The organism is Bartonella raoultii (assembly GCF_019659805.1).
GTDB lineage: Bacteria > Pseudomonadota > Alphaproteobacteria > Rhizobiales > Rhizobiaceae > Bartonella > Bartonella raoultii.
In genome coordinates this window covers 72,291-96,136 of record NZ_JAIFRO010000006.1, presented here as the reverse complement: position 1 = coordinate 96,136, position 23,846 = coordinate 72,291, and the positions used below count along the sequence as shown (strand labels likewise).

Genomic DNA, 23,846 nt, shown 5'->3' with positions numbered 1-23,846 from the left:
ACGCATTCAAAGCCAATATTCTGCGAAAACAGTTTCGCACTCCCTTTATTTCCAGTAAAACTTTGAATAACTTATAGGTTTTATAGCCTATCAATGCCTCTTATTAAAGAATAATACAGCTTTTCTTTATTTATGAATAAGAAACACACCGAAAATGAGAAAATAAACTCTAAAATTAATAGTTAACTCCCAATTCGCTAAACTTTTAAAAGCCTTCGCAATATGTTCTAAATCATACAAAATCTCATCAATATTTTGCTACATCTATCGCAAAATAGGCTGTTTTATAAACTCCTATAATTATTTTCTTAAGCTTTTTATTATCATGAGGTGGTTTACCAGCCACATCATCAACATATCAGATCTTTCTAAGAAAGAAAATTTAACTCTTTTAAAAATTTATTTTAATTTATGATGATGTATTCTTATATCAAAATGTACGCTACTACACTAATGCCTAAGAAATCCTTCTTCTTTATAAGAACACAAAAATCCAAGCAGTTTTTGATTTTTTTGTTAATTAGGCAATTGAATAATATCTCTTTATATTTGCTTATTCTTTTATCAAAAATCTATCTATTTTTTATAAATTTAGTTAATGTTTATTCTCTACTGTCCTGCATTTTTATATAAAAAATATAAATCTTTATACAAGCATTATTTTACAGAAAAAATATTTTATCATAAGTTATGATATCGCTTTAGTTTTTACTGAATATCCTAGTAAAACGTCTGAATGTAACATTCAGACGTTTTTATATGACTTATTCTAAAAATCTAAACTATTCAGCTGCTGCTTCAGTTCTCATATTTGTTAACATAGCCTTAGCCGCTTCATTATTACTAGATTTACGGCGCTCATCAACAATCAAATCATCGCGTACAGCAGCAATACGGCGAATTTGGGCAATCGTCCCCCCTGTACCTGCAGGGATAAGACGACCGACAATAACATTTTCTTTAAGGCCTTGCAAAGTATCAATCTTTCCAGAAACCGCAGCTTCCGTGAGTACCCGTGTTGTTTCCTGAAATGATGCGGCTGAAATAAAGGAAGGTGTTTGAAGAGATGCCTTTGTAATCCCAAGAAGAATAGGATTACCCGATGCTGGTTTTTTTCCTTCGGCAATGAGATTATCATTAATTTCATCTAATTCAATGCGATCAACATTATCACCTGGAATATAACCAGAATCCCCTGATTCAGTAATTTCAACTTTTTGCAACATCTGACGAACAATCACTTCAATATGTTTGTCATTAATGAGAACACCCTGCAAACGATAAACTTCTTGAATTTCATTAACAAGATAAGATGCCAAAGCTTCAACACCCTTAATTGCCAAGATATCATGAGGAGCTGGATTACCATCAAGGATATAATCACCCTTTTCAATTTGATCGCCTTCTTGAAAATGAAATAATTTACCCTTTGGAATTAAATATTCTACAGATTCAAGAGTTTCATCATTGGGCTCAATGATAATACGGCGCTTGTTTTTATAACCACGACCGAAGCGAATTGTACCACTGACTTCGGCAATGATTGCATGATCTTTGGGACGCCGTGCTTCAAAAAGCTCTGCAACACGTGGTAGACCACCCGTAATATCTTTTGTCTTAGCACTTTCCATTGGTAAGCGCGCAATAACATCTCCTGCCTTAACATGAGCACCAGGCTCAACAGAAAGAATGGTTTCTACTGACATCATGTACCGCGCTTCACCTCCCTTATAAAGTTTGGCAATGCTTTCACCTTTTTTATCCGCATGAATAATGATAGCTGGTTTTAAATCGGCACCACGTGGATTAGCACGCCAATCAATTACCAAACGCTTTGTAATACCCGTAGATTCATCAGCTGTTTCAGTAACCGATAAACCATCGATCATATCTTCAAAACCTACATACCCCTCAACTTCAGTCAAAATAGGACGTGTATAAGGATCCCACTCTGCTATACGTTGACCACATTTAACCATATCACCATCATCAACAAAAATATGTGCACCATAACTAACTCGATGCACAACGCGCTCTTTTCCAGACTCATCCTTGATAAGAATAGCCATATTGCGTCCCATAACCACCAACTGCCCTTCAGAATTGCGAACGATATTGCGATTACGGATTTCTACTATACCATCATAGGAAGCTTCTAAATGTGAGGAATCAACAACCTGCGCTGTTCCTCCTAAGTGGAAAGTACGCATAGTAAGCTGTGTTCCTGGTTCACCAATAGACTGAGCAGCAATAACACCAACTGCTTCTCCCTGATTAACAGGTGTTCCACGTGCTAAATCACGACCATAGCATTTGGCACAAACACCAAGGCGTGTTTCGCATGTCAAAGCAGAACGGATTTGCACAGATTGAATTCCAGCTTCTTCAATTTTAGCAACATCAGCCTCTTCAATCATAGCTCCACCTTCAAGAATAACTTCTCCAGAAACTGGATCTAAAATATCAACAAGTGCTGTACGACCAAGAATTCTTTGCCCAAGGGAGGCAACAATTTGCCCTGCATCAACAATTGGCTGCATAGTAAGGCCTTTTGCCGTACCACAATCTACTGCTGAAATAATAGCATCCTGTGCAACATCAACAAGACGCCGTGTAAGATAACCAGAGTTAGCAGTTTTTAATGCAGTATCAGCAAGTCCTTTACGTGCACCATGCGTTGAATTGAAGTATTCATTAACGGTTAGACCTTCTTTAAAATTTGAAATAATTGGTGTCTCAATAATTTCACCTGATGGCTTTGCCATTAATCCACGCATACCAGCTAACTGCTTCATCTGATTGGCTGAACCACGTGCTCCAGAATGCGACATCATATAGATCGAATTCATAGGACGTTGACGGCCTGTTTTAGGATCAAATTCGACAGCTTGAATGCGTTTCATCATTTCATCTGCAACACGATCTGTACATTTTCCCCAAGCATCAACGACCTTATTATATTTTTCACCTTGCGTAATTAAACCATCATTATATTGTTGTTCATATTCTTTAGCCAAGGCCTCTGTTTCTGCAACCAAGCGCGACTTGCTATCAGGGATAACCATATCATCTTTACCAAATGAAATTCCCGCACGACAAGCATAAGAAAAACCAAGTTGCATAATGCGATCACAAAAAATAACCGTCTCTTTTTGTCCGCAATGCCGATAAACTTGATCAATCATTTTAGAAATATTCTTTTTCGTCATTTCCTGATTGACAATATCAAATGGAATATTCGGATTTTTAGGCAAAAGTTCTCCAATAATTAAACGACCAGGAGTCGTATCATAAAGTTTAGAAAACTCTTTTCCATCCTTACCCACATTGTTAACACGACCTTTGATCTTGGTGTGCAAAGTTACAACTTTATTTTCCAGAGCATGATGAAGTTCACCTATATCGGAAAATGCCATCCCTTCACCTGGTTCTTTTTCAGAAATAATCGAAAGATAATAAAGACCAAGAACCATATCCTGTGAAGGAACAATAATGGGTGCACCATTGGCTGGATGAAGGATATTATTGGTTGACATCATCAATACACGTGCTTCAAGCTGTGCTTCTAGAGAAAGAGGAACATGAACCGCCATCTGATCACCATCAAAATCTGCATTAAAGGCGGTACATACCAATGGATGAAGTTGTATAGCTTTTCCCTCGATCAAAACAGGTTCAAAAGCTTGAATTCCCAAACGGTGCAATGTCGGAGCACGATTGAGCAAAACAGGATGTTCACGAATAACTTCATCTAAGATATCCCAAACTTCCGGATGTTCTTTTTCAACAAGCTTTTTTGCTTGTTTTACAGTTGATGAAAAGCCTTTTGCATCAAGCCGTGCATAAATAAATGGCTTAAATAATTCAAGGGCCATCTTTTTAGGCAAACCACATTGATGTAATTTTAACTCAGGACCTGTCACAATAACGGAACGTCCCGAATAATCAACACGTTTTCCAAGTAAATTCTGACGAAAACGCCCTTGCTTACCCTTTAGCATATCTGAAAGAGACTTGAGTGGACGTTTATTTGCTCCGGTAATCACACGCCCACGCCGCCCATTATCAAACAATGCATCAACAGCTTCCTGAACCATACGCTTTTCATTGCGTACAATAATTCCAGGAGCGCGCAACTCAATCAAGCGTTTCAAACGGTTATTACGGTTTATAACACGCCGATACAAATCGTTCAAATCTGACGTTGCAAAACGCCCACCATCAAGTGGAACCAATGGACGCAAATCTGGTGGAATAACCGGAATAGTCTTCATAATCATCCATTCAGGTTTATTGCCTGATTCAAGAAAATTCTCAACAATCTTAAGACGTTTAATCAGCTTTTTTTGCTTTAACTCTGAAGTTGTTTCAGCTAATTCAGAACGCAAATCATTAGCAATTTTTTCTAACTCCATACTCGCTAAAAGCTCATAAATAGCCTCAGCACCAATCATGGCTGTAAACTGATCTTCCCCGAACTCATCAATTGCAAGCATATATTCTTCTTCAGAAAGAAGTTGATGAAGCTTAAGAGATGTCAACCCCGGTTCTGTAACGATATAATTTTCAAAATAGAGAACCCGTTCAATATCCTTTAAAGTTAAGTCTAAAAGTGTAGAAATACGACCCGGTAAGGATTTAAGAAACCAAATGTGGGCAACAGGAGCAGCAAGTTCAATATGCCCCATTCGCTCACGACGTACACGTGAAAGCGTAACTTCTACACCACATTTTTCACAGATAATACCCTTATATTTCATGCGCTTATATTTGCCGCATAAACATTCATAATCTTTGATTGGGCCAAATATACGTGCACAAAAAAGACCATCACGCTCTGGCTTAAATGTCCGGTAATTAATGGTTTCAGGCTTTTTAATTTCACCATATGACCAAGACAAAATCTTCTCAGGGCTCGCAATAGAAATACGAATAGAGTCAAATGTTTGCGTTGGCGCCTGAGGGTTGAAAAGATTCATTACCTCGTGGTTCATGCCGTTCTCCTTCAAAGATTCTTAGAATCTGTTGTAATAACTTATTAATTTTATAATAGACCTTCTTTAAAAACTAGTTCCATTTTTAAAACTGATCTGCACTATGCTAAACATTTCTTTGTTTTAATCTCTCAAGAACATCAAAGCGCACTTTCCAGCGCGCTTCTTGAATTATTGTTCTGCCGTATCAGATAATGCGCGTTGAGCAATTAATTCACGCGCATCATCGAGCTCTACATTAAGAGCAAGCGAGCGCATTTCTTTTACTAATACATTAAAGCTTTCAGGTATACCTGCCTCAAATGTATCGTCACCACGCACAATTGCTTCATAAACTTTTGTTCTACCAGCGACATCATCAGACTTTACTGTTAGCATTTCTTGCAAAGTATATGCCGCACCGTAAGCTTCAAGTGCCCAAACTTCCATTTCACCAAAACGCTGACCACCAAATTGTGCTTTACCACCTAATGGCTGCTGCGTAACAAGCGAATATGGCCCTATTGAACGAGCATGAATCTTATCATCAACAAGGTGATGCAATTTTAACATGTAAATATAACCAACAGTCACCGGACGATCAAAAGGCTCTCCAGTACGACCATCGTAAAGCGTAACCTGTCCTGAACTATCCAATCCCGCATCTTCTAGCATCATATTAATATCAGCTTCATGCGCTCCATCAAAAACCGGAGTTGCAATTGAGACGCCTTTTTTCATCTGTTGCGCTAATTTGTAGAGACTTTCATTATCATACTGACGTACTGGCTCATTATGATCATTATCAGGCATCAAATTTTCTATACGCTGACGCAATGGAAGAATATCTCCAGTCTCCTGATACAACTCTACCAAATCACCAATTTTCTTACCCATACCTGCGCATGCCCAACCAAGATGTGTTTCTAGAATTTGACCAACATTCATACGACTAGGAACACCAAGCGGATTTAACACAATATCAGCATGAGTCCCATCTTCAAGAAACGGCATATCTTCTACGGGAAGAATACGCGAGACAACCCCCTTATTACCGTGACGTCCTGCCATTTTATCACCTGGCTGAATTTTGCGCTTTACAGCCACAAAAACCTTTACCATTTTCATGACACCTGGAGGCATTTCATCGCCCCTTTGGACCTTTTCCACTTTATCCATAAAACGGCGTTGTAAAGCTTCTTTTGATTCATCATATTGTTTACGCAAAGCCTCAACTTCATTTTGAAGCTTTTCATCTTCAAAAGAAAACTGCCACCACTGCGACCTTGGGTAATTTCCCATGATCTTACTGTCGAGCTCTTTACCTTTTACAAAGCCTTTTGGACCTTCTACAGCAACTTTACCTGCCAACATATCGGAAAGACGTGCATAAACACTGCGATCAAGAATCGATTGCTCATCATCACGGTCTTTGGCTAAACGTTCAATTTCTTCACGTTCAATTGCCATTGCACGCTCATCTTTTTCCACACCATGGCGATTAAAAACACGAACCTCAACTACAGTTCCAAAAGTCCCAGGAGGCATTCGCATAGAAGTATCACGAACATCCGAAGCTTTTTCTCCAAAAATTGCACGCAAAAGTTTTTCTTCTGGCGTCATAGGACTTTCACCTTTTGGTGTAATTTTACCAACCAAAATATCACCAGGCTGAACTTCTGCACCAATATAGATAATACCAGCTTCATCCAAATTCCTTAATGCTTCTTCTGCAACATTAGGAATATCACGCGTAATTTCTTCAGGACCAAGTTTTGTATCACGCGCAGCAACTTCAAATTCCTCAATGTGAATCGAAGTAAAAACATCATCGGCAACAATACGCTCGGAAAGCAAAATGGAATCCTCGTAATTGTATCCATTCCAAGGCATAAACGCTACGAGAACATTCCGACCAAGAGCTAAGTCACCAAGATCCGTAGACGGACCATCTGCAATGATATCACCTTTTTCCACTCGATCACCTACATGTACGAGAGGACGCTGATTAATACAAGTTGACTGATTGGAACGCTGAAATTTTTGCAAACGATAAATATCAACACCAGATTTTGAAGGATCTAAATCTTCTGTAGCACGAATAACTATACGCGTTGCATCAACCTGATCAACAATACCAGCACGCTTTGCACCAACAGCCGCTCCCGAATCGCGCGCCACGATTGCTTCCATTCCCGTACCAACAAATGGAGCCTCAGAACGTACCAGCGGAACCGCCTGACGCTGCATATTTGATCCCATCAACGCACGATTTGCATCATCATTTTCCAAAAATGGAATAAGAGCAGCTGCAACTGAAACCAACTGTTTTGGTGAAACATCCATCAAATCAACATGATCACGCGGTGCCATCAAAACCTCGCCTGCATGACGACAAACAACGAATTCTTCTATAAAACGCCCTTCAGCATCCAATGAAGAATTAGCCTGCGCTACATAATGCTTTGATTCTTCCATAGCAGAAAGATAAATAACTTCCGTTGTTACTTTACCATCAACGATTTTACGGTACGGACTTTCAATAAAACCATATTTATTAACTCGCGCAAATGTTGCTAAGGAATTAATCAAACCAATATTAGGACCTTCCGGCGTTTCAATCGGACAAATACGACCATAATGCGTAGGATGTACGTCACGAACTTCAAAACCTGCACGCTCACGGGTTAAACCTCCTGGACCAAGAGCAGAAAGACGGCGCTTATGGGTAATTTCTGACAATGGATTGGTTTGGTCCATAAATTGTGATAATTGTGAAGATCCAAAAAACTCACGAACCGCTGCACTGGCAGGTTTGGCGTTTATTAAATCCTGCGGCATAACCGTATCAATTTCAACTGATGACATCCGCTCTTTTATTGCACGCTCCATACGAAGTAAACCAATACGGTATTGGTTTTCCATCAGCTCTCCAACGGAACGAACGCGACGATTGCCAAGATTATCAATATCATCAATCTCACCACGCCCATCACGCAATTCAACCAACATCTTCACAACAGCAAGAATATCTTCTTGCCGCAGAATACGCACTGTATCTGGGCAATCAAGATCCATACGCAAATTCATCTTAACACGCCCTACAGCTGAAAGATCATAGCGCTCTGGATCAAAAAACAACGAATGGAACATCGCTTCTGCTGTATCCATTGTAGGGGGCTCACCCGGACGCATTACCCGATAGATGTCAAACAATGCATCTTGTCGACTTTCATTTTTATCCACTTTTAAAGTATTGCGGATATATGCCCCAATATTCATGTGATCAATATCAAGGATATTAATTTGATCAGCTTGAACATCAAACAAAGTTTTTAAAATTTTTTCGTCAATTTCATCACCAGCTTCCAAATAAATTTCACCTGTTTCATAATTGACTATATCTTCTGCTAAATAGGATCCTAATAAATCATCCTCACTAACCTTAACTGCTTTCAGACCTTTTTCTGCCAAGGATTTTGCAGTACGAATTGTTAACTTCTTCCCAGCTTCTACAACAACTTCACCACTATCTGCATCTACAAGATCAGAAACAAGCTTTATTCCTTTAAAACGATCAACAGAATAAGGAGTGCGCCACCCATCCCCATCACGTTTATAAGTAACTTTATTATAAAAAGTTGATAAAATATCTGATGCATCCATGCCTAATGCCATCAAAAGACTCGTAACAGGAATCTTACGTCGCCGATCAATACGTGCATAAATGATATCTTTAGCATCAAATTCAATATCAAGCCAAGAACCGCGATAAGGAATAACACGCGCAGCAAATAAAAACTTCCCTGATGAATGTGACTTTCCTTTATCATGATCAAAAAAGACACCAGGAGAACGGTGCATCTGGGAAACAATAACGCGTTCCGTACCATTCACAATAAAGGTACCATTCGTCGTCATTAAGGGCATATCGCCCATATAAACGCCTTGCTCCTTAATATCTTTAATATCTTTTGAGCCAGTATCTTCATCAACATCAAAAACAATTAAACGTAATATTACTTTTAATGGTGCAGCATAAGTTAAATCACGCTGACGGCATTCTTCAACATCAAATTTGGGTGGATCAAATTCATAACCAACAAACTCGAGCATAGCTGTACCGGAAAAATCTGATATAGGAAATACCGATTTAAAAACAGCCTGCAAACCTTCATCTGGGCGCCCTCCTTTTGGTTCCTCTATCATGAGAAATTGATCGTATGACGCTTTTTGCACTTCAATAAGATTCGGCATTTCTGCAACTTCAGGAATCTTACCAAAAAACTTACGTACGCGCTTACGACCATTGAATTGAGACGTCATTGCTAGATTCTGGGCCATCACCGCTCCTTGATCTTTACTCTTCAAGGTGCCTTAAACCTTGAAAGCTTCATGTCATTAACCTGCATTTGCAGACCAGTTTATTTCACACTCATAAATAGGTACCGTCAACTTATCCCACTAACATATATTCTTTCATTACTTAGCTTTATAATAAGGGGACTCGGAGGAAAATCTATCCATTACAATTAACTAATCTATTTAGAAAAGATTTTGATTTATCACCTTCTCTCTTTTTAGAAGCAAAGATATCGGCGAACATAAATGCTCGCCGATAAAACCAAGCTTACTTAAGCTCAACTTTAGCACCAGCAGCTTCAAGTTGAGATTTAATTTTCTCTGCTTCATCTTTAGAAGCACCTTCTTTAATAGGCTTTGGCGCTCCTTCAACCAAATCTTTAGCTTCTTTAAGACCAAGTCCAGTAAGAGCACGCACTTCCTTAATAACATTAATCTTTTGAGCGCCACCTTCAACCAGAATGACATCAAACTCTGTTTTTTCTTCAGCAGCTGGAGCAGCAGCGCCAGCAACAGCAGCAACAGCAACAGGAGCAGCAGCTGAAACGCCCCATTTTTCTTCAAGTAACTTGGAAAGCTCAGCCGCTTCCAAAACAGTTAGATTAGAAAGGTCTTCTACGATCTTCGCTAGATCAGCCATTTTAAATTTCCTTTAATTAAAAGATTTGAACCATTGTTTAGAACTTATTCAAAAACAGAAAAGTCTCAAAACTCTTCCATCAACGTGAATGTAAAAAGCCTTAGGCCGCCTTTTCCTCCCGAGCATATGCACCAATGACACGTGCAACCTGACCAGCAGGTGCATTAACAACCTGTGCGATACGAGTAGCAGGGGTAGAAATCATACCTACAAGCTTTGCCCGCAACTCATTTAATGAAGGCAATGAAGCCAAAGACTTCACAGCATCTACATCTAAACTTGTTGCACCCATCGAACCACCAAGGATAACAAATTTGTCATTGCTTTTCGCAAAATCAACAGCAACTTTTGGTGCTGTAATTGGATCTTCTGAATATGCAATAAGTGTCTGTCCAGTAAACAAGCTCACTATTGATTCAGATTCTGTGCCCTGAAGAGCAATTTTAGCAAGACGGTTTTTGGCGACTTTAACGGCACCACCAGCTTCACCCATTTTCGAACGAAGTTCGTTCATCTGTGAAACTGTCAGACCGGAATAATGAGCAACAATAACAGAACCAGACTTTCGAAAAGCCTCATTCAGCCATGTAACAAATTCGCGTTTTTCCGTTCTATTCACTGTCTCTCTCCATTTAACAGATTTATTTAAAAACAAACCTGTTGGTTACCTTTAATAGCATAAAATACTTATACTACCGATGAGGATCCTGTCCCCTTTTTCACGCATAGCGATCAAAGGTAACCTTGGCTCAAACCCTCTAAGTTTTTTATAACTTACAGTTCTTAACCCCAGTCTCATGTAGGTTTTTTTTGATTAAGATACGCGAAATAGTACCACCTACAATCTCGGACAGGATATTCCGGAAATTTCTTCCGGTATAACCTAAGCTCAATAAAGCTTAGATAACGCAACGCCGATAAAAACCGACATTTTAAACACAATTTTGATCTTCACATACCCCACAAAATTATTCTGAACGAACAGTTACAGGATCAACTTTAATTCCAACACCCATAGTTGAAGAAACTGCAACACGCTTAATATATTCACCTTTTGCACCCTGTGGCTTTGCTTTAATAACAGCACTTGCAAAAGCTTTAATATTTTCTACTATCTTCTCAACCTCGAAAGAAGCCTTACCGATACCAGCATGTACAATACCTGCTTTTTCAACACGAAATTCAACTGCTCCCCCCTTAGAAGCTTTAACAGCACTGGCAACATCAGGTGTCACAGTCCCAACTTTCGGATTTGGCATTAAACTTCTTGGACCAAGAATCTTCCCAAGACGGCCGACAAGAGGCATCATATCTGGCGTTGCAATACAACGATCAAAATCAATTGTCCCACCATTAATTCTTTCAAATAAATCTTCTGCTCCTACAATATCAGCACCAGCAGCTTTTGCTTCTTCAGCTTTATCTCCACGTGCAAAAACGGCAACACGAATATTCCGTCCTGTTCCATTAGGCAAATGCGCAACACCGCGCACCATTTGATCTGCATGCCGAGGATCAACACCTAAATTCATCGAAATTTCAATAGTCTCATCAAACTTAGCAATTGCACGCTCTTTAACCATAAGAACTGCATCATTTAAAGCATAGAGCTCATTAAAATTGATATCTTTGCGGATATTTTTTATTCTTTTCGCTATTTTTCCCATAACATTAGCCCACCACTTCTAAGCCCATAGAGCGAGCTGAACCTTCAACCATACGCATTGCAGCCTCAATATCATTTGCATTAAGATCTTTCATCTTTGCTTCTGCAATTGACCGAATTTTATCACGAGAAATGCTTCCTACCGATACTTTACCAGGCTCTTTCGAACCAGATTTCAAATTTGCTTCCTTTTTTAAGAAAAAGGATACTGGAGGAGTCTTCAAAGAAAACGTAAAAGATTTATCTTGATAATACGTAATTATAACTGGAATCGGCGATCCCTTTTCCATTTCTTGTGTAGCCGCATTAAACGCCTTACAAAACTCCATGATATTAATACCACGCTGACCAAGCGCAGGGCCAATCGGTGGAGAAGGAGTAGCAGCCCCTGCAGGAACCTGCAATTTGAGCTGACCTATACTTTTTTTTGCCATAATAATCTGCCTTTAATTTCACTGATAAACTAACAACATACCTTGATATATTGCCTTTTATCTGCTTGCAGTATAGTGGTTCGGATTCTCAAAGCTGACAAAAGCCATAAATCACCTCCCACCAGTTACTTAAAGTGATTAAAACCACTTCAAAAATTTAATCAGATTTTTTCAACCTGACCAAACTCTAAATCAATAGGCGTAGGACGCCCAAAAATAAGCACTTCAACCTTGAGACGAGAACGCTCTTCCTCAACCTCTTGAACAACTCCATTAAACGAAACAAAAGGACCATCAGCAACGCGAACCTGTTCTCCAACCTCAAACAACACAGAAGACTTTGGAGACTCAACACCTTCCTGAACTTGTTTAAGAATTTGTTCAGCTTCTCTATCAGAAATAGGAACAGGACGCGAATCCGATCCTAAAAAACCTGTTACTTTAGGAGTATTTTTAATGAGATGATAAACATCATCTGTCAAATCAGCACGAACAAGAATATAACCAGGAAAAAATTTCCGCTCAGCATCAACCTTACGCCCACGACGAATTTCAACAACACGCTCTGTCGGGACAAAAATCTTTTCCAACAAGTGGTCAAGCCCTTTTTGCTTTGCTTCCTTCTCGATAGCTTCTGCTACCTTTTTTTCGAAATTTGAATATGCTTGAACAATATACCAACGAGCAGCCACAGTTACATTTCCTTGCACTATCAACTAAAAAGAGACTTTAGGAGATCAATACCCTGCCAAACACCAAAATGCATAATCTGATCTACAACAAAAAAGAAAGCTGAAGCTCCTGCCGTCACAAGCAACACCATAAGAGTGGAGATTACTGTTTCACGACGCGTAGGCCATTTTACTTTCGCTGTTTCTGTATAAACCTGTTTTAAAAAGGTGATTGGATTGATTTTAGACGCCATCAGTCACACTATATTCTTTCTAACTCTATTGCTTATATAAAAAACAAACACGAAAAATGCAAAAGCCAACCTCTTGCCTTATACAGCCTTCTCATTCTTTACTCAATACAGCTTCATAAACAAAAAAACAAGCCCTATATAAAAAAAGGGATGGAGGCAGCTCAAGTTCCACCTCCTTATAGGCTAAAATCTTATCTTTGTGGCAGGGGCAGCAGGGCTTGAACCCGCGACCTGCGGTTTTGGAGACCGCCGCTCTACCAACTGAGCTATACCCCTAACTCTAAAATAAAAGACTCTTCGCCTTCTACAACCATATTCACTCAATGATTTTAGAAACAATACCTGCACCAACAGTACGACCACCTTCGCGAATAGCAAAACGAAGCTTTTCTTCCATTGCTATTGGAACTATCAGTGAAACATCCATTGCAACATTATCACCAGGCATCACCATTTCTGTACCTTCTGGAAGTGTAACAATCCCTGTAACATCCGTTGTACGGAAATAAAATTGAGGACGGTAATTCGTAAAAAACGGCGTATGACGACCACCTTCATCTTTCGTTAAAATATAGGCTTCTGCTTTAAAACGGGTATGAGGCGTAACAGAACCAGGCTTGGCTAAAACCTGTCCACGCTCAATGCCTTCTCTATCAACACCACGAAGAAGTGCACCAATATTATCTCCCGCTTGTCCTTGATCCAAGAGCTTACGGAACATTTCTACACCTGTAACCGTCGTCTTTGAAGTAGGACGAATACCAATTATCTCAATTTCTTCCCCAACTTTAATAACACCACGCTCAACACGACCTGTCACAACTGTTCCACGACCAGAAATTGAAAAAACATCTTCTATCGGCATCAAAAATGGCTGATCAACAGGGCGTTCTGGAGTCGGTATATAATTATCAACCTCACTCATTAAAAGACGAACAGCATCTTCTCCTATGCTTTTATCTTTATCTTCAAGAGCAGCCAACGCTGATCCTTTAACTATTGGTATATCATCTCCTGGAAAATCATATTTTGATAAAAGCTCACGAACTTCAAGCTCAACTAATTCCAAAAGCTCCGCATCATCAACTTGGTCAACCTTATTAAGAAAAACAACAATTGCTGGAACACCAACCTGACGAGCAAGAAGTATATGCTCACGTGTCTGGGGCATTGGACCATCTGCTGCTGAAACAACTAAAATCGCTCCGTCCATCTGCGCTGCTCCCGTGATCATGTTTTTCACATAATCTGCGTGACCAGGACAATCAACGTGGGCATAGTGACGCTTCTCTGTTTCATATTCAACATGCGCTGTAGAAATAGTAATCCCACGCGCACGCTCTTCAGGTGCTGCATCAATTTGGTCATACGCTTTAAATTCACCAAAAAACTTCGTAATTGCTGCTGTTAAAGATGTCTTCCCATGATCAACGTGACCAATCGTTCCAATATTAACATGCGGCTTCGTACGTTCAAATTTGCTCTTTGCCATCGCTACTAATCTCTTGTTTTTCTCTTACTTTGTTAGCGCTTGGAAAATAGGCTTGCAAAATGAATTTCTCATTAGCCAAACCATTAGAATTTAGACAGAAAACTCCGTCCATCACCATAATGCCAAGCCCCTTCTACCACACTCACTTGCCTAATCATCAAAGATTTCTGACACCAACCATTCTTTTAAAACAGATGCTATTCTCTGGAGCGGGTAGCGGGAATCGAACCCGCATATTCAGCTTGGAAGGCTGCTGCTCTACCATTGAGCTATACCCGCACACATACCCCACCCTAAATCTTTCCGATGAATGGTGGAGGGGGTTGGATTCGAACCAACGTAGCATACGCAACGGATTTACAGTCCGCCCCCTTTAACCACTCGGGCACCCCTCCATTACACCGGCAAACTTGCGCGATAAGATATCACTCTCACCAAATCTTCATCTCTTCAATTCCAACTGGTTGCGAGGCGGTTATGACGATTACTATCGTATCTGTCAATAGAATAAATTAATTCTATACAAATTTCCTACTAATGATTTTAAACTATAGATTTTTTATCACCTTTTTATCATTAACATGCTATAAAGAAGATATGGACGAAAAAAGATCAAAAAAACTTGATTATAAGCATCTGCGGCGCCAATCACATAACATGAAAGGCTCCTCTTCTCAATCTGCAATGCGCCTAAAACAAAGGATTCTTCCTGTTAAAAAGAATATAATCCATCTTTATGGAATTCATCCAGTTCATGCAGCTTTAAAAAATCCTAAAAGAGTTTTCTTACACCTTTATACCACACAAAATGCTTTAAATCGATTAAATATACCCGAATCAGACATACCTTGTCCTGTCATAATATGCGCACCTAAACAACTTGATTCGCTTGTTGGAAATGATGCAGTTCATCAAGGTATTGTCTTAGAAACGGAACCTCTTAAGCCATGCCAATTGTCTGAACTCCAAAATACAGATCTTGTCATTGTAATGGATCAAATTACAGATCCACATAATGTTGGAGCTATTATGCGCTCTGCTGTTGCATTTAAAGCTGAAGCACTTATTACCACTTGTCGTCATTCTCCTCAAGAGAGTGGTGTTCTTGCTAAAGCAGCGTCCGGAGCTTTAGAAATGATTCATTATATTACCGTACAAAACCTCGCCAAAGCTATCCAAGAGCTTCATAATACGGGTTTTACCAGCTTTGGACTCGATTCAAAAGGTGATCATCCCTTAGAAGCAGCACTAACAGGAAGTAAAGTTGCTCTTATTTTAGGAGCAGAAGGGAAAGGTTTACGTAAAAAAACACGCGAAACTGTTTGTACTTTAACACGTCTCGATATGCCTGGAAATATAAAATCCTTAAATGTTTCAAATGCAGCAACAATAGCACTTTATGCAGCCCATAAATACCTTAGGTCATAATTTTTTGTTTTTTGCGTGAAATATCAAAAAAACCAATCCCCAAAAAACCTGCAAAAAAGCCACCAATATGTGCTTCCCATGCTATTGAGATAGCATCTCCTGCAAACAAAAAAGAAAAAACTCCTATCATGACATCAACAATTAGCCATACACAAATATAAGTAAGTACTCCCTTTGAACGGAGCGATTTTTTTATAGATAATAAAGGTCCTAAAGGCTTTTCATTCTGCGCGTTAATACCAAAATAAATCTGAGAAAAACCATAACGTGCAATAGCACCCATCATTCCAGACACTGCTCCTGACGCGCCAACAAGTGGTATCATACTATCTTGATGCAAAACAAAATAAGTCAAAACAGAAACAATTGCCGTTAATGCCCAAAAAATCAAAAAACGTAAACTGCCTAAATGTCTTACCAAAGGGGTCCCAAAAACCAAAAGCCAAATCATATTAAAAGCAACATGTTTTAAACTACCATGCATGAATGAGTAACTCATTATAGTATGACAAAACAATAAAGGATTGCTTTTAAATAACGCTGGCGTAAATGAAAAAAACTTAAAGCTTTTAATATAAAGCTGATGAGAAAAAAAATATTGAGAAATTAAATAAATACAAAAACAAAATACAATCAAAATAATTATTATAAATGGGACATTCAATAAAGGCTCTCTTGATTGTTTTGATAAAAAATGAATATTTTTGTATGGGTGCTTAGCATTTTTCATTATATAAAATCTCACACATTTTACGAAATTTATTAGGTCGTGCCAAAAACAAACGAATCGTTTTTATAATAAAAAATTTCTAAACTTAGCACTCCTTTAGCCTCTTCTTAAGTTCCCATATCTCCTTATAAAAAAGCTGCATACTTATGCATCTATCCTTTTAAGAGAACAGATATTGAACATATTATCCATAAAGTTATTGAACTATGCTCATGAAATGGAATACTTTTGATTAAAAAATTCTTCTTGCACAAATAGTTAACACTTACAGTTCTTTTTCATTTCTTTCATTTAAAAGAGCTGAAAAATAAAAACGTAATCCCAAATTATTATTTCATAAAATAAATTATTGCAGGGGAATATTTTGAGAGCTCTGCTTGCAATCTTTGAGCCATACATCATAAATAGGATGCTCCACAGCATTTAAACCAGGACTATCTGCAAACATCCATCCAGTAAAAATACGTCGAACTTTCTTGTCTAATGTGATCTCATTAACCTCAACAAAACCGGTTGTGCGCGCTGGCTCATTCTTAGAGCTCGTATAACATGCACGTGGCGTTACCTGCAAAGCACCATATTGATAAATTTTACCAAGAGAAACTTCAAAACGCGTCGTCCTACCTGTAATTTTATCAAGACCGGCAAAAACAGCAATTCCATTACTAATACGCTCAGCTTGTACTCCAAAATCTAAGGATAAGACGACTATAACTCCTACGAAAAAAATATAAAAAAAACGCCTCAATCCTGACACTAAAAAAAATTTCATTACATTCAATCAATCGCATTTAAAAACTTATTATAAAATAAAAAAAATAAAAATACGCAATATTAAAATATTTTATTTTTTAGGTGACCATGCATTATAATCTTTATGTATACAGGAATGTTCACTGGTATAAATGATAGACCCCTTTGGTCGATAAGCCTCACTTGTTCCTGTCATATTGGCAATATGAGGTTTTTCCCATTCATATGGACGATAATCTTCCTGTGTTGGCGGATTATCATAGCGATGATGAATCCATCCATGCCATCCTGGTGGAATAGTAGAAGGTTCAGAATAATCTCTATAAATTACCCAACGACGCGGATAACCATCCTTATGTCTTCCCCCTTCATAATAAGTATTCCCAAACTGATCTTTCCCTATACGCTTACCTTTACGCCATGTAAAAAAACGTGTACCGACGGTATTACCATTCCACCATGTAAAGATTTGCTTAAAAAAAATTGCCATCTTCTTTCCACTTCCTAAATATGTTAACACAATCAGCCGTTGAAAAAATATTTATGACATTTAAAATGGAAAAATGTATAAATCCAACTATAAATCCACTTGAGAGAATAACTTCATAATCCCTCATGCGCAGGGAAGATATCATATTTATAGACTTTCCTCCACCCTATAAAATTTAATCTATACCAAGTTTTATCTTAACCAATTCATTAACAGTTTGGGGATTTGCTTTACCACCTGTTACCTTCATAACTTGTCCAACAAACCAACCAGCTAGAGCAGGTTTTTGTTTTGCTTGTGCAACTTTATCAGAATTATTGGCAATGATTTCATCAACAGCTTTTTCAATAGCTTTTGTATCCGTTACCTGCTTCATATTACGCTCTTCTACAATTTGACGTGGATCCCCACCTTCATGCCAAATAATTTCAAAGAGATCTTTAGCAATTTTCCCAGAAATCGTTCCTTCTTTAATAAGATCAATAATGCTTCCCAATTGATTTGGTGATATTGGAACCTCATCAATCTCACGATTATCTTTGTTTAGAGCGCCCAAAAGATCATTAATAACCCAATTGGCAACGATTTTTCCATCACGACCACATGCTACTTCTTCAAAATAAGCAGCAATAGCTCTTTCTGTCACAAGAATAGAAGCATCGTACACACTCAGCCCCATCTCCTTAATAAAACGTGCTTTTTTATCATCAGGTAATTCTGGCAACTCCTTTGCCAAAGTATCTACAAACGCTTGATCAAATTCCAATGGTAAAAGATCAGGATCAGGAAAGTAACGGTAATCATGTGCTTCTTCCTTTGAACGCATAGAGCGTGTTTCACCTTTAGCGGCATCAAAAAGCCGTGTTTCTTGATCTATGACACCACCATCTTCTAAAATTGCAATTTGACGACGAGCTTCATACTCAATTGCTTGACCTATAAAACGAATAGAATTAACATTTTTTATTTCACAGCGCGTGCCAAAATTTTCACCAGGACGACGAACGGATACATTCACATCTGCCCGCATAGAGCCTTCATCCATATTACCATCACATGTTCCTAAATAACGAACAATTGTACGCAATTTTGTCATATAGGCTTTGGCTTCCTCTGATGAGCGCATATCTGGCTTAGAAACAATTTCCATCAATGCAACCCCTGAACGGTTCAGGTCCACAAAAGACATTGTTGGATGTTGATCGTGCATTGATTTTCCAGCATCTTGTTCAAGATGTAATCTCTCAATTCCCACTTCAATATCTTCAAACTGGCCATTCGAATCCGGGCCAACAGATATGATAACTTTCCCCTCTCCCACAATTGGGTAGCGAAATTGAGAAATTTGATATCCTTGCGGTAAATCTGGATAAAAATAATTCTTACGATCAAAAACAGATTTTAAATTAATGTGAGCCTTTAGTCCCAACCCTGTTCGCACCGCTTGACGAACACATTCCTGATTAAGAATAGGCAACATTCCTGGCATAGCAGCATCAATGAGAGAGACATGATTATTCGGCTCAGCACCAAATTTTGTTGACGCACCGGAAAAAAGTTTTGAATTCGATATTACTTGTGCATGGACCTCCATGCCAATAATAACTTCCCAATCACCTGTAACGCCAGAAATAAAACGCTTAGAATCAGGCGTACGTGTATCAATGATTCCCATTGCTAATCCACTATCAATATTTTTTTAATATACACTTTGTATAGTTCCTCTAAAACTGCTAAATGCAAGTTTAGAATATAACCCCTCAAAAAGCCCAATTTTATAGGGATTTTATGTTAGTGTAAATATTATCCTTTTTTAGACACTTTCTTCTTAACTGGAACCTTCTCTGTATTTTTTTCTTTTGCTACAGTTTTTTCCTTCATTGTGCTCTTTTCAGTTAATTCTGATTCATCAGATTCTTTCATGAGCTCTTCAACTGTTACTTCTTTATCTGTAACTTTTATTTTTGATAACAAATAATCAATGACTTTTTCTTCAAAAATCGGAGCCCGCAGATTTGCAACAGCTTCTGGTGTATTACGGAAAAAGTCCATAATCTCTTTCTCTTGTCCAGGATACTGACGAACCTGATCAAAAACCGCAGCATTGAGTTCATCATCACTGACTTTAACACCAACTTTCATTCCAATTTCAGAAAGCACCAGCCCCAGACGAACACGACGCTGTGCAAGTACATGATATTCTTCTCGCGCCTGTTCCTCCGTAATTCCCTCATCTTCAAAACTACGTCCAGCCTTTTTTAAATCATCATTAACCTGAGACCATATATTGTTAAATTCAATTTTTAAAAGCCCTTCAGGAATCTCAAAATCATAATCAGAATCTAAAGCATCAAGAATTTGACGTTTAACTTTTTGACGCGTCATTGTCCCATACTGACTTTCAATTTGTCCACGCACAACTTCACGTAAACGATCTAAAGACTCTAAACCAACTTTTTTTGCCGCTTCATCATCGATCTTTAGCTCATCTGGTTTAGAGATACTTTTAACAGTAATATCAAATTCTGCATCGCGCCCTGCCAAATGTGCTGCACTGTAATTATCAGGAAATTTAACAGAAATTGTTTTTTTATCACCTGCTTTTACGCCAACTAATTGCTCCTCAAAACCTGGAATAAATTGTTTTGATCCCAAAATCAGCTGTGCATCATTATCTGCTCCACCCTCAAACGGAACACCGTCAAGTTTTCCAAGATAATCTATCGTAACACGATCTCCTTCTTCAGAAGATTCTTCTTTTTGTGAATAACTACGTGTAGAAGAAAGGATGCGCTCTACTTGATCATCAATTTCTTGTTTAGGAATAGTCGCAACTTCACGAATAATTTCAATATGTTCAAAATCTTTCACTTCAAACTTTGGCAACACTTCATATTTTAAGCTAAAAATAAAATCGGCTTTGCCATCCAAAATCTGTTCATTTTTATCTATATCAATTTGCGGCTGCATTGCTGAGCGTTCATCGCGACCAGCTAAAATAGAGCGAGGCGCATCATTGACAATCTCATTGAGAATTTCTGCCATAAAAGACTTGCCATACATTTTTCGCAAATGCCCAGCTGGTACCTTACCAGGACGAAAACCATTAAGCTTAACCTTACCCTTGGTATCATCCAACCGTTCATTCAGTTTCTTTTCTAAATCTCTCGCCGGAACCACGATCTTAATTTCGCGCTTCAGTCCTTCATTAAGCGTCTCGGTAACCTGCATAAACAACCTTCATTTTTCTTAAGGAGAGGGATAACCCCACTCTGATAATAACTATATTCTAACACTTAAAGTGTTAAATCACCATGAAGCGGAATTCCAGATATATAGAAATCCATCGCCTTCAAGGAACCGCTTTGGTGCGGATGGAGGGACTCGAACCCCCACGGTCTCCCGCCAGAACCTAAATCTGGTGCGTCTACCAATTTCGCCACATCCGCTAAATTATAAACCAGTTAACCTTACATAAGCGGCGTTTCTATACCATTAATTATAGAAAAAAAGCAAACAAATATATTCAAAAAAACAAAGATACATTCTTCTTTATAAATTATAAAAATAAAATATATCCTTTTCATACAGAAAAGCTTCCGCTAAAAGTGTCTTATGTTAAAGACATTCAATATTCCAATCCATATTATCGGTGGTGGTCTTGCTGGCTGTGAAGCAAGCTGGCAAATCGCTCAATCAGGAATTCCCGTTGTTTTGCATGAAATGCGGCCTCAAAAAAAATCGGATGCCCATAAAACTGATATGCTAGCAGAATTGGTCTGTTCAAATTCTTTTCGATCCGATGATACATCAACAAATGCTGTAGGGCTTTTACATGCTGAAATGCGCTTAGCAAAATCACTGATTATGAAGGCTGCCGATGCCAATAAAGTACCAGCTGGAAGCGCTCTTGCCGTTGATCGTGAAGGATTTGCAAAAACTGTTACACAAGCACTTGAAAAACATTCTCTTATAAAGATAGAACGTGAAGAAATTCAAGAATTTCCCAAAGACTGGCAGCATATTATCATTGCAACTGGTCCTCTTACTTCACCAACACTAGCTCAAACAATACAAAACATAACTGGAACAGAATCTCTTTCTTTTTTTGACGCCATTGCTCCTATTATCTATACTGATAGTATCAATATGGATATTTGTTGGTATCAATCTCGCTACGATAAGATCGGCCCTGAAGGAACCGGAAAAGATTATCTTAATTGCCCTCTTAATAAAGAGCAATATGAAGCATTCATCCAAGCATTAAAAAATGCAGAAAAAACAGAATTTCGTGACTTTGAAAAAACGCCTTATTTTGATGGATGTCTACCAATTGAAGTAATGGCTGAGCGTGGACTTGAAACCCTTCGATATGGTCCTATGAAACCCATGGGGTTAACCAATGCGCATTATCCTACAGTTAAACCCTATGCTGTTGTTCAATTACGTCAAGACAATAAGCTTGGAACCCTTTATAATATGGTAGGCTTTCAGACAAAACTGAAATATGGTGAACAGACCCGCATTTTTAGGACAATTCCCGGTCTTGAAAAAGCAGAATTTGCACGTCTTGGTGGCCTTCACCGCAATACATATCTTAACTCACCAACCATTCTTGATCAAACTCTTCGCTTGAAAAAAAGACCTCAATTGCGTTTTGCAGGACAAATTACCGGATGTGAAGGTTATGTGGAATCTTCTGCAATAGGTCTTCTTGCTGGGCGTTTTGCTGCTGCTGAATATCATCATAAAGCTCCTTCTCTTCCCCCATTAACTACAGCATTTGGAGCTCTTTTGAACCATATTACAGGCGGACACATAGTAATAGAAGAAATGGAAAGATACTCCTTTCAACCAATGAATATCAATTTTGGACTTTTTCCCCCTATTGATTCTAATAAGAATTTAGGAAAGCGCTTACCAAGCAAAGAAAAAAAATTAGCGAAAAAGCAAGCACTAACAACTAGAGCTCTCAATGATTGTACGCAATGGCTAAAACAGCAAACATAGCTCCTGTTTATGCTATATATTTTTTATTCTATTTTTTCAACAGAATGCAAAACTCTTATAAGAAAGCACCCCAACTTTTGAAGTAGTGATTACTATAATATACAAAGACTTCTCTATATGTCATTATTATTCAATAATAATAAGTATCTAAAAGCTTTTTTGTAATATAAATAAAAACTTATACTTTCTTGAAAACTTGAATATACTTCAGCTATTTTAATAATAACGTTAAATATTCTCTCGTAATAAGGGAAAGAAAATACATACCAAATCCCTAGATAATAGCTCTTTTACCACTGCCATAGTTTTATATTTATTACACAACAATACCATAGTATATCAGCATAAAAAATGAAAATCCTTTATAATATTACATGAATTTCCAAAACCCAAAACCTCGTTGCAAATACTGGAATAAAAGTATACCGCAAATGCTATATAAAATATTTCTAAAAAACCCGATTTACCTGTAAACGGGTTTTTTAGTATAGCTTGAATTATTTTTTGTTAACGGCTTCTTTAAGGCTTTTCCCTGCAGAAAATTTTGGCACAGAACGCGCTGGAATATTGATTTCAGCACCAGTTGAAGGATTACGCCCCTTTGTTGCAGCACGATGAGAAACTTCAAAAGTACCAAAACCTGGAAGACGAACATCTCCTCCTGAAGCCAACGCCTCTGTAACAGAAGCGATAAAAGCATCAACAACAGAACCCGCTTGCGTTTTTGAAACACCTGCCTTTTCAGCAATGGAACTCACCAACTCACTTTTATTCATGGAACATTTCCTTTCCCTATATTACCACATGACACAACTTAACCGTGTCAGTTAGTTAGTTTATTGAAAACTATAATAAACAGAAGTCTTATTTTTATCCAAAACATTGTTTTTTGGGCAAAAATCACAGTTATTCACGGAATTTTTTATTTTTTTTTCAAAATAAA

18 protein-coding genes and 4 tRNA genes are annotated in these 23,846 nt (G+C 38.1%); 2 read left to right on the top strand and 20 right to left on the bottom strand.

Annotation, left to right across the window (positions count from 1 at the left end):
- Positions 1-782 precede the first annotated feature (782 nt).
- The 13 genes from rpoC to K3248_RS06490 all read right to left on the bottom strand — a co-directional run bounded on the left by rpoC (position 783) and on the right by K3248_RS06490 (position 14,887).
- Entirely contained in the window at positions 783-4,994 is a 4,212-nt protein-coding gene (gene rpoC / locus K3248_RS06550; RefSeq protein ID WP_220717586.1) for a DNA-directed RNA polymerase subunit beta', read from the bottom strand.
- A 171-nt stretch (positions 4,995-5,165) separates the two neighbouring features.
- The gene (gene rpoB / locus K3248_RS06545) at positions 5,166-9,317 is read right to left on the bottom strand and encodes a DNA-directed RNA polymerase subunit beta (RefSeq protein WP_220717585.1); all 4,152 of its coding nucleotides are present in this window, start codon (positions 9,315-9,317) and stop codon (positions 5,166-5,168) included.
- 286 nt (positions 9,318-9,603) lie between these two features.
- On the bottom strand, positions 9,604-9,975 hold the full coding sequence (rplL, locus tag K3248_RS06540) for a 50S ribosomal protein L7/L12 (RefSeq protein ID WP_220717584.1): 372 nt from the start codon (positions 9,973-9,975) through the stop codon (positions 9,604-9,606).
- A gap of 100 nt (positions 9,976-10,075) precedes the next feature.
- On the bottom strand, positions 10,076-10,594 hold the full coding sequence (gene rplJ / locus K3248_RS06535) for a 50S ribosomal protein L10 (protein WP_220717583.1): 519 nt from the start codon (positions 10,592-10,594) through the stop codon (positions 10,076-10,078).
- A gap of 349 nt (positions 10,595-10,943) precedes the next feature.
- Entirely contained in the window at positions 10,944-11,642 is a 699-nt protein-coding gene (rplA, locus tag K3248_RS06530; RefSeq protein ID WP_220717582.1) for a 50S ribosomal protein L1, read from the bottom strand.
- A 4-nt stretch (positions 11,643-11,646) separates the two neighbouring features.
- Positions 11,647-12,075 (bottom strand): 50S ribosomal protein L11, encoded by a 429-nt coding sequence (rplK, locus tag K3248_RS06525; RefSeq protein WP_220717581.1) that lies wholly within the window; start codon positions 12,073-12,075, stop codon positions 11,647-11,649.
- Positions 12,076-12,236: 161 nt separating this feature from the next.
- Entirely contained in the window at positions 12,237-12,767 is a 531-nt protein-coding gene (gene nusG / locus K3248_RS06520; RefSeq protein ID WP_220717580.1) for a transcription termination/antitermination protein NusG, read from the bottom strand.
- Positions 12,768-12,787: 20 nt separating this feature from the next.
- Positions 12,788-13,000, bottom strand: coding sequence for a preprotein translocase subunit SecE (gene secE / locus K3248_RS06515; RefSeq protein WP_220717579.1), 213 nt, complete (start codon positions 12,998-13,000; stop codon positions 12,788-12,790).
- 200 nt (positions 13,001-13,200) lie between these two features.
- Positions 13,201-13,276 (bottom strand) — tRNA-Trp (locus K3248_RS06510).
- 40 nt (positions 13,277-13,316) lie between these two features.
- Positions 13,317-14,492: an elongation factor Tu gene (gene tuf / locus K3248_RS06505; protein ID WP_220717578.1), complete on the bottom strand. Its 1,176-nt coding sequence runs from the start codon at positions 14,490-14,492 to the stop codon at positions 13,317-13,319.
- A complete protein-coding gene (locus tag K3248_RS06500) occupies positions 14,473-14,610 on the bottom strand; it encodes a hypothetical protein (RefSeq protein ID WP_220717577.1) in 138 nt (45 codons plus the stop codon). Before K3248_RS06500 ends, tuf begins: the two co-directional genes overlap by 20 nt.
- Before the next feature lie 87 nt (positions 14,611-14,697).
- Positions 14,698-14,771: transfer RNA gene (locus K3248_RS06495), tRNA-Gly, on the bottom strand.
- Between the two features lie 32 nt (positions 14,772-14,803).
- A tRNA-Tyr gene (locus K3248_RS06490) sits at positions 14,804-14,887 on the bottom strand.
- Between the two features lie 202 nt (positions 14,888-15,089).
- Here K3248_RS06490 and K3248_RS06485 point away from each other — a divergent pair.
- The gene (locus tag K3248_RS06485) at positions 15,090-15,920 is read left to right on the top strand and encodes a TrmH family RNA methyltransferase (RefSeq protein WP_220717576.1); all 831 of its coding nucleotides are present in this window, start codon (positions 15,090-15,092) and stop codon (positions 15,918-15,920) included.
- Here K3248_RS06485 and K3248_RS06480 read toward each other — a convergent pair.
- The 6 genes from K3248_RS06480 to K3248_RS06455 all read right to left on the bottom strand — a co-directional run bounded on the left by K3248_RS06480 (position 15,910) and on the right by K3248_RS06455 (position 21,342).
- Positions 15,910-16,650: a rhomboid family intramembrane serine protease gene (locus tag K3248_RS06480; RefSeq protein WP_220717575.1), complete on the bottom strand. Its 741-nt coding sequence runs from the start codon at positions 16,648-16,650 to the stop codon at positions 15,910-15,912. The two genes, K3248_RS06485 and K3248_RS06480, sit on opposite strands and share 11 nt — an antisense overlap.
- Before the next feature lie 346 nt (positions 16,651-16,996).
- Positions 16,997-17,422, bottom strand: coding sequence for a DUF2155 domain-containing protein (locus K3248_RS06475; protein WP_220717574.1), 426 nt, complete (start codon positions 17,420-17,422; stop codon positions 16,997-16,999).
- 72 nt (positions 17,423-17,494) lie between these two features.
- The gene (locus tag K3248_RS06470) at positions 17,495-17,893 is read right to left on the bottom strand and encodes an NADH:ubiquinone oxidoreductase subunit NDUFA12 (RefSeq protein WP_220717573.1); all 399 of its coding nucleotides are present in this window, start codon (positions 17,891-17,893) and stop codon (positions 17,495-17,497) included.
- 175 nt (positions 17,894-18,068) lie between these two features.
- A complete protein-coding gene (gatB, locus tag K3248_RS06465) occupies positions 18,069-19,568 on the bottom strand; it encodes an Asp-tRNA(Asn)/Glu-tRNA(Gln) amidotransferase subunit GatB (protein ID WP_220717572.1) in 1,500 nt (499 codons plus the stop codon).
- A gap of 128 nt (positions 19,569-19,696) precedes the next feature.
- Positions 19,697-21,124, bottom strand: a complete 1,428-nt coding sequence (gene tig / locus K3248_RS06460) for a trigger factor (RefSeq protein ID WP_220717571.1) — start codon at positions 21,122-21,124, stop codon at positions 19,697-19,699.
- Positions 21,125-21,259: 135 nt separating this feature from the next.
- A tRNA-Leu gene (locus K3248_RS06455) sits at positions 21,260-21,342 on the bottom strand.
- A 166-nt stretch (positions 21,343-21,508) separates the two neighbouring features.
- Between K3248_RS06455 and trmFO the strand changes: the two genes are divergently transcribed.
- Entirely contained in the window at positions 21,509-22,903 is a 1,395-nt protein-coding gene (gene trmFO / locus K3248_RS06450) for a methylenetetrahydrofolate--tRNA-(uracil(54)-C(5))-methyltransferase (FADH(2)-oxidizing) TrmFO (RefSeq protein ID WP_220717570.1), read from the top strand.
- 497 nt (positions 22,904-23,400) lie between these two features.
- On the opposite strand, the gene K3248_RS06445 is transcribed toward trmFO, so the two are convergent.
- Entirely contained in the window at positions 23,401-23,679 is a 279-nt protein-coding gene (locus tag K3248_RS06445) for an HU family DNA-binding protein (protein ID WP_220717569.1), read from the bottom strand.
- Positions 23,680-23,846: the final 167 nt, after the last annotated feature.

What these genes read in the sequence shown, in the direction of transcription:
- rpoC (WP_220717586.1), bottom strand. Translation starts at nt 4,994, where the DNA reads ATGAACCACGAGGTAATGAATCTTTTCAACCCTCAGGCGCCAACGCAA.
- rpoB (WP_220717585.1), bottom strand. Translation starts at nt 9,317, where the DNA reads ATGGCCCAGAATCTAGCAATGACGTCTCAATTCAATGGTCGTAAGCGC.
- rplL (WP_220717584.1), bottom strand. Translation starts at nt 9,975, where the DNA reads ATGGCTGATCTAGCGAAGATCGTAGAAGACCTTTCTAATCTAACTGTT.
- rplA (WP_220717582.1), bottom strand. Translation starts at nt 11,642, where the DNA reads ATGGGAAAAATAGCGAAAAGAATAAAAAATATCCGCAAAGATATCAAT.
- rplK (WP_220717581.1), bottom strand. Translation starts at nt 12,075, where the DNA reads ATGGCAAAAAAAAGTATAGGTCAGCTCAAATTGCAGGTTCCTGCAGGG.
- secE (WP_220717579.1), bottom strand. Translation starts at nt 13,000, where the DNA reads ATGGCGTCTAAAATCAATCCAATCACCTTTTTAAAACAGGTTTATACA.
- tuf (WP_220717578.1), bottom strand. Translation starts at nt 14,492, where the DNA reads ATGGCAAAGAGCAAATTTGAACGTACGAAGCCGCATGTTAATATTGGA.
- K3248_RS06500 (WP_220717577.1), bottom strand. Translation starts at nt 14,610, where the DNA reads ATGGTGATGGACGGAGTTTTCTGTCTAAATTCTAATGGTTTGGCTAAT.
- K3248_RS06485 (WP_220717576.1), top strand. Translation starts at nt 15,090, where the DNA reads ATGGACGAAAAAAGATCAAAAAAACTTGATTATAAGCATCTGCGGCGC.
- K3248_RS06480 (WP_220717575.1), bottom strand. Translation starts at nt 16,650, where the DNA reads ATGAAAAATGCTAAGCACCCATACAAAAATATTCATTTTTTATCAAAA.
- K3248_RS06475 (WP_220717574.1), bottom strand. Translation starts at nt 17,422, where the DNA reads ATGAAATTTTTTTTAGTGTCAGGATTGAGGCGTTTTTTTTATATTTTT.
- K3248_RS06470 (WP_220717573.1), bottom strand. Translation starts at nt 17,893, where the DNA reads ATGGCAATTTTTTTTAAGCAAATCTTTACATGGTGGAATGGTAATACC.
- gatB (WP_220717572.1), bottom strand. Translation starts at nt 19,568, where the DNA reads ATGGGAATCATTGATACACGTACGCCTGATTCTAAGCGTTTTATTTCT.
- tig (WP_220717571.1), bottom strand. Translation starts at nt 21,124, where the DNA reads ATGCAGGTTACCGAGACGCTTAATGAAGGACTGAAGCGCGAAATTAAG.
- trmFO (WP_220717570.1), top strand. Translation starts at nt 21,509, where the DNA reads ATGTTAAAGACATTCAATATTCCAATCCATATTATCGGTGGTGGTCTT.
- K3248_RS06445 (WP_220717569.1), bottom strand. Translation starts at nt 23,679, where the DNA reads ATGAATAAAAGTGAGTTGGTGAGTTCCATTGCTGAAAAGGCAGGTGTT.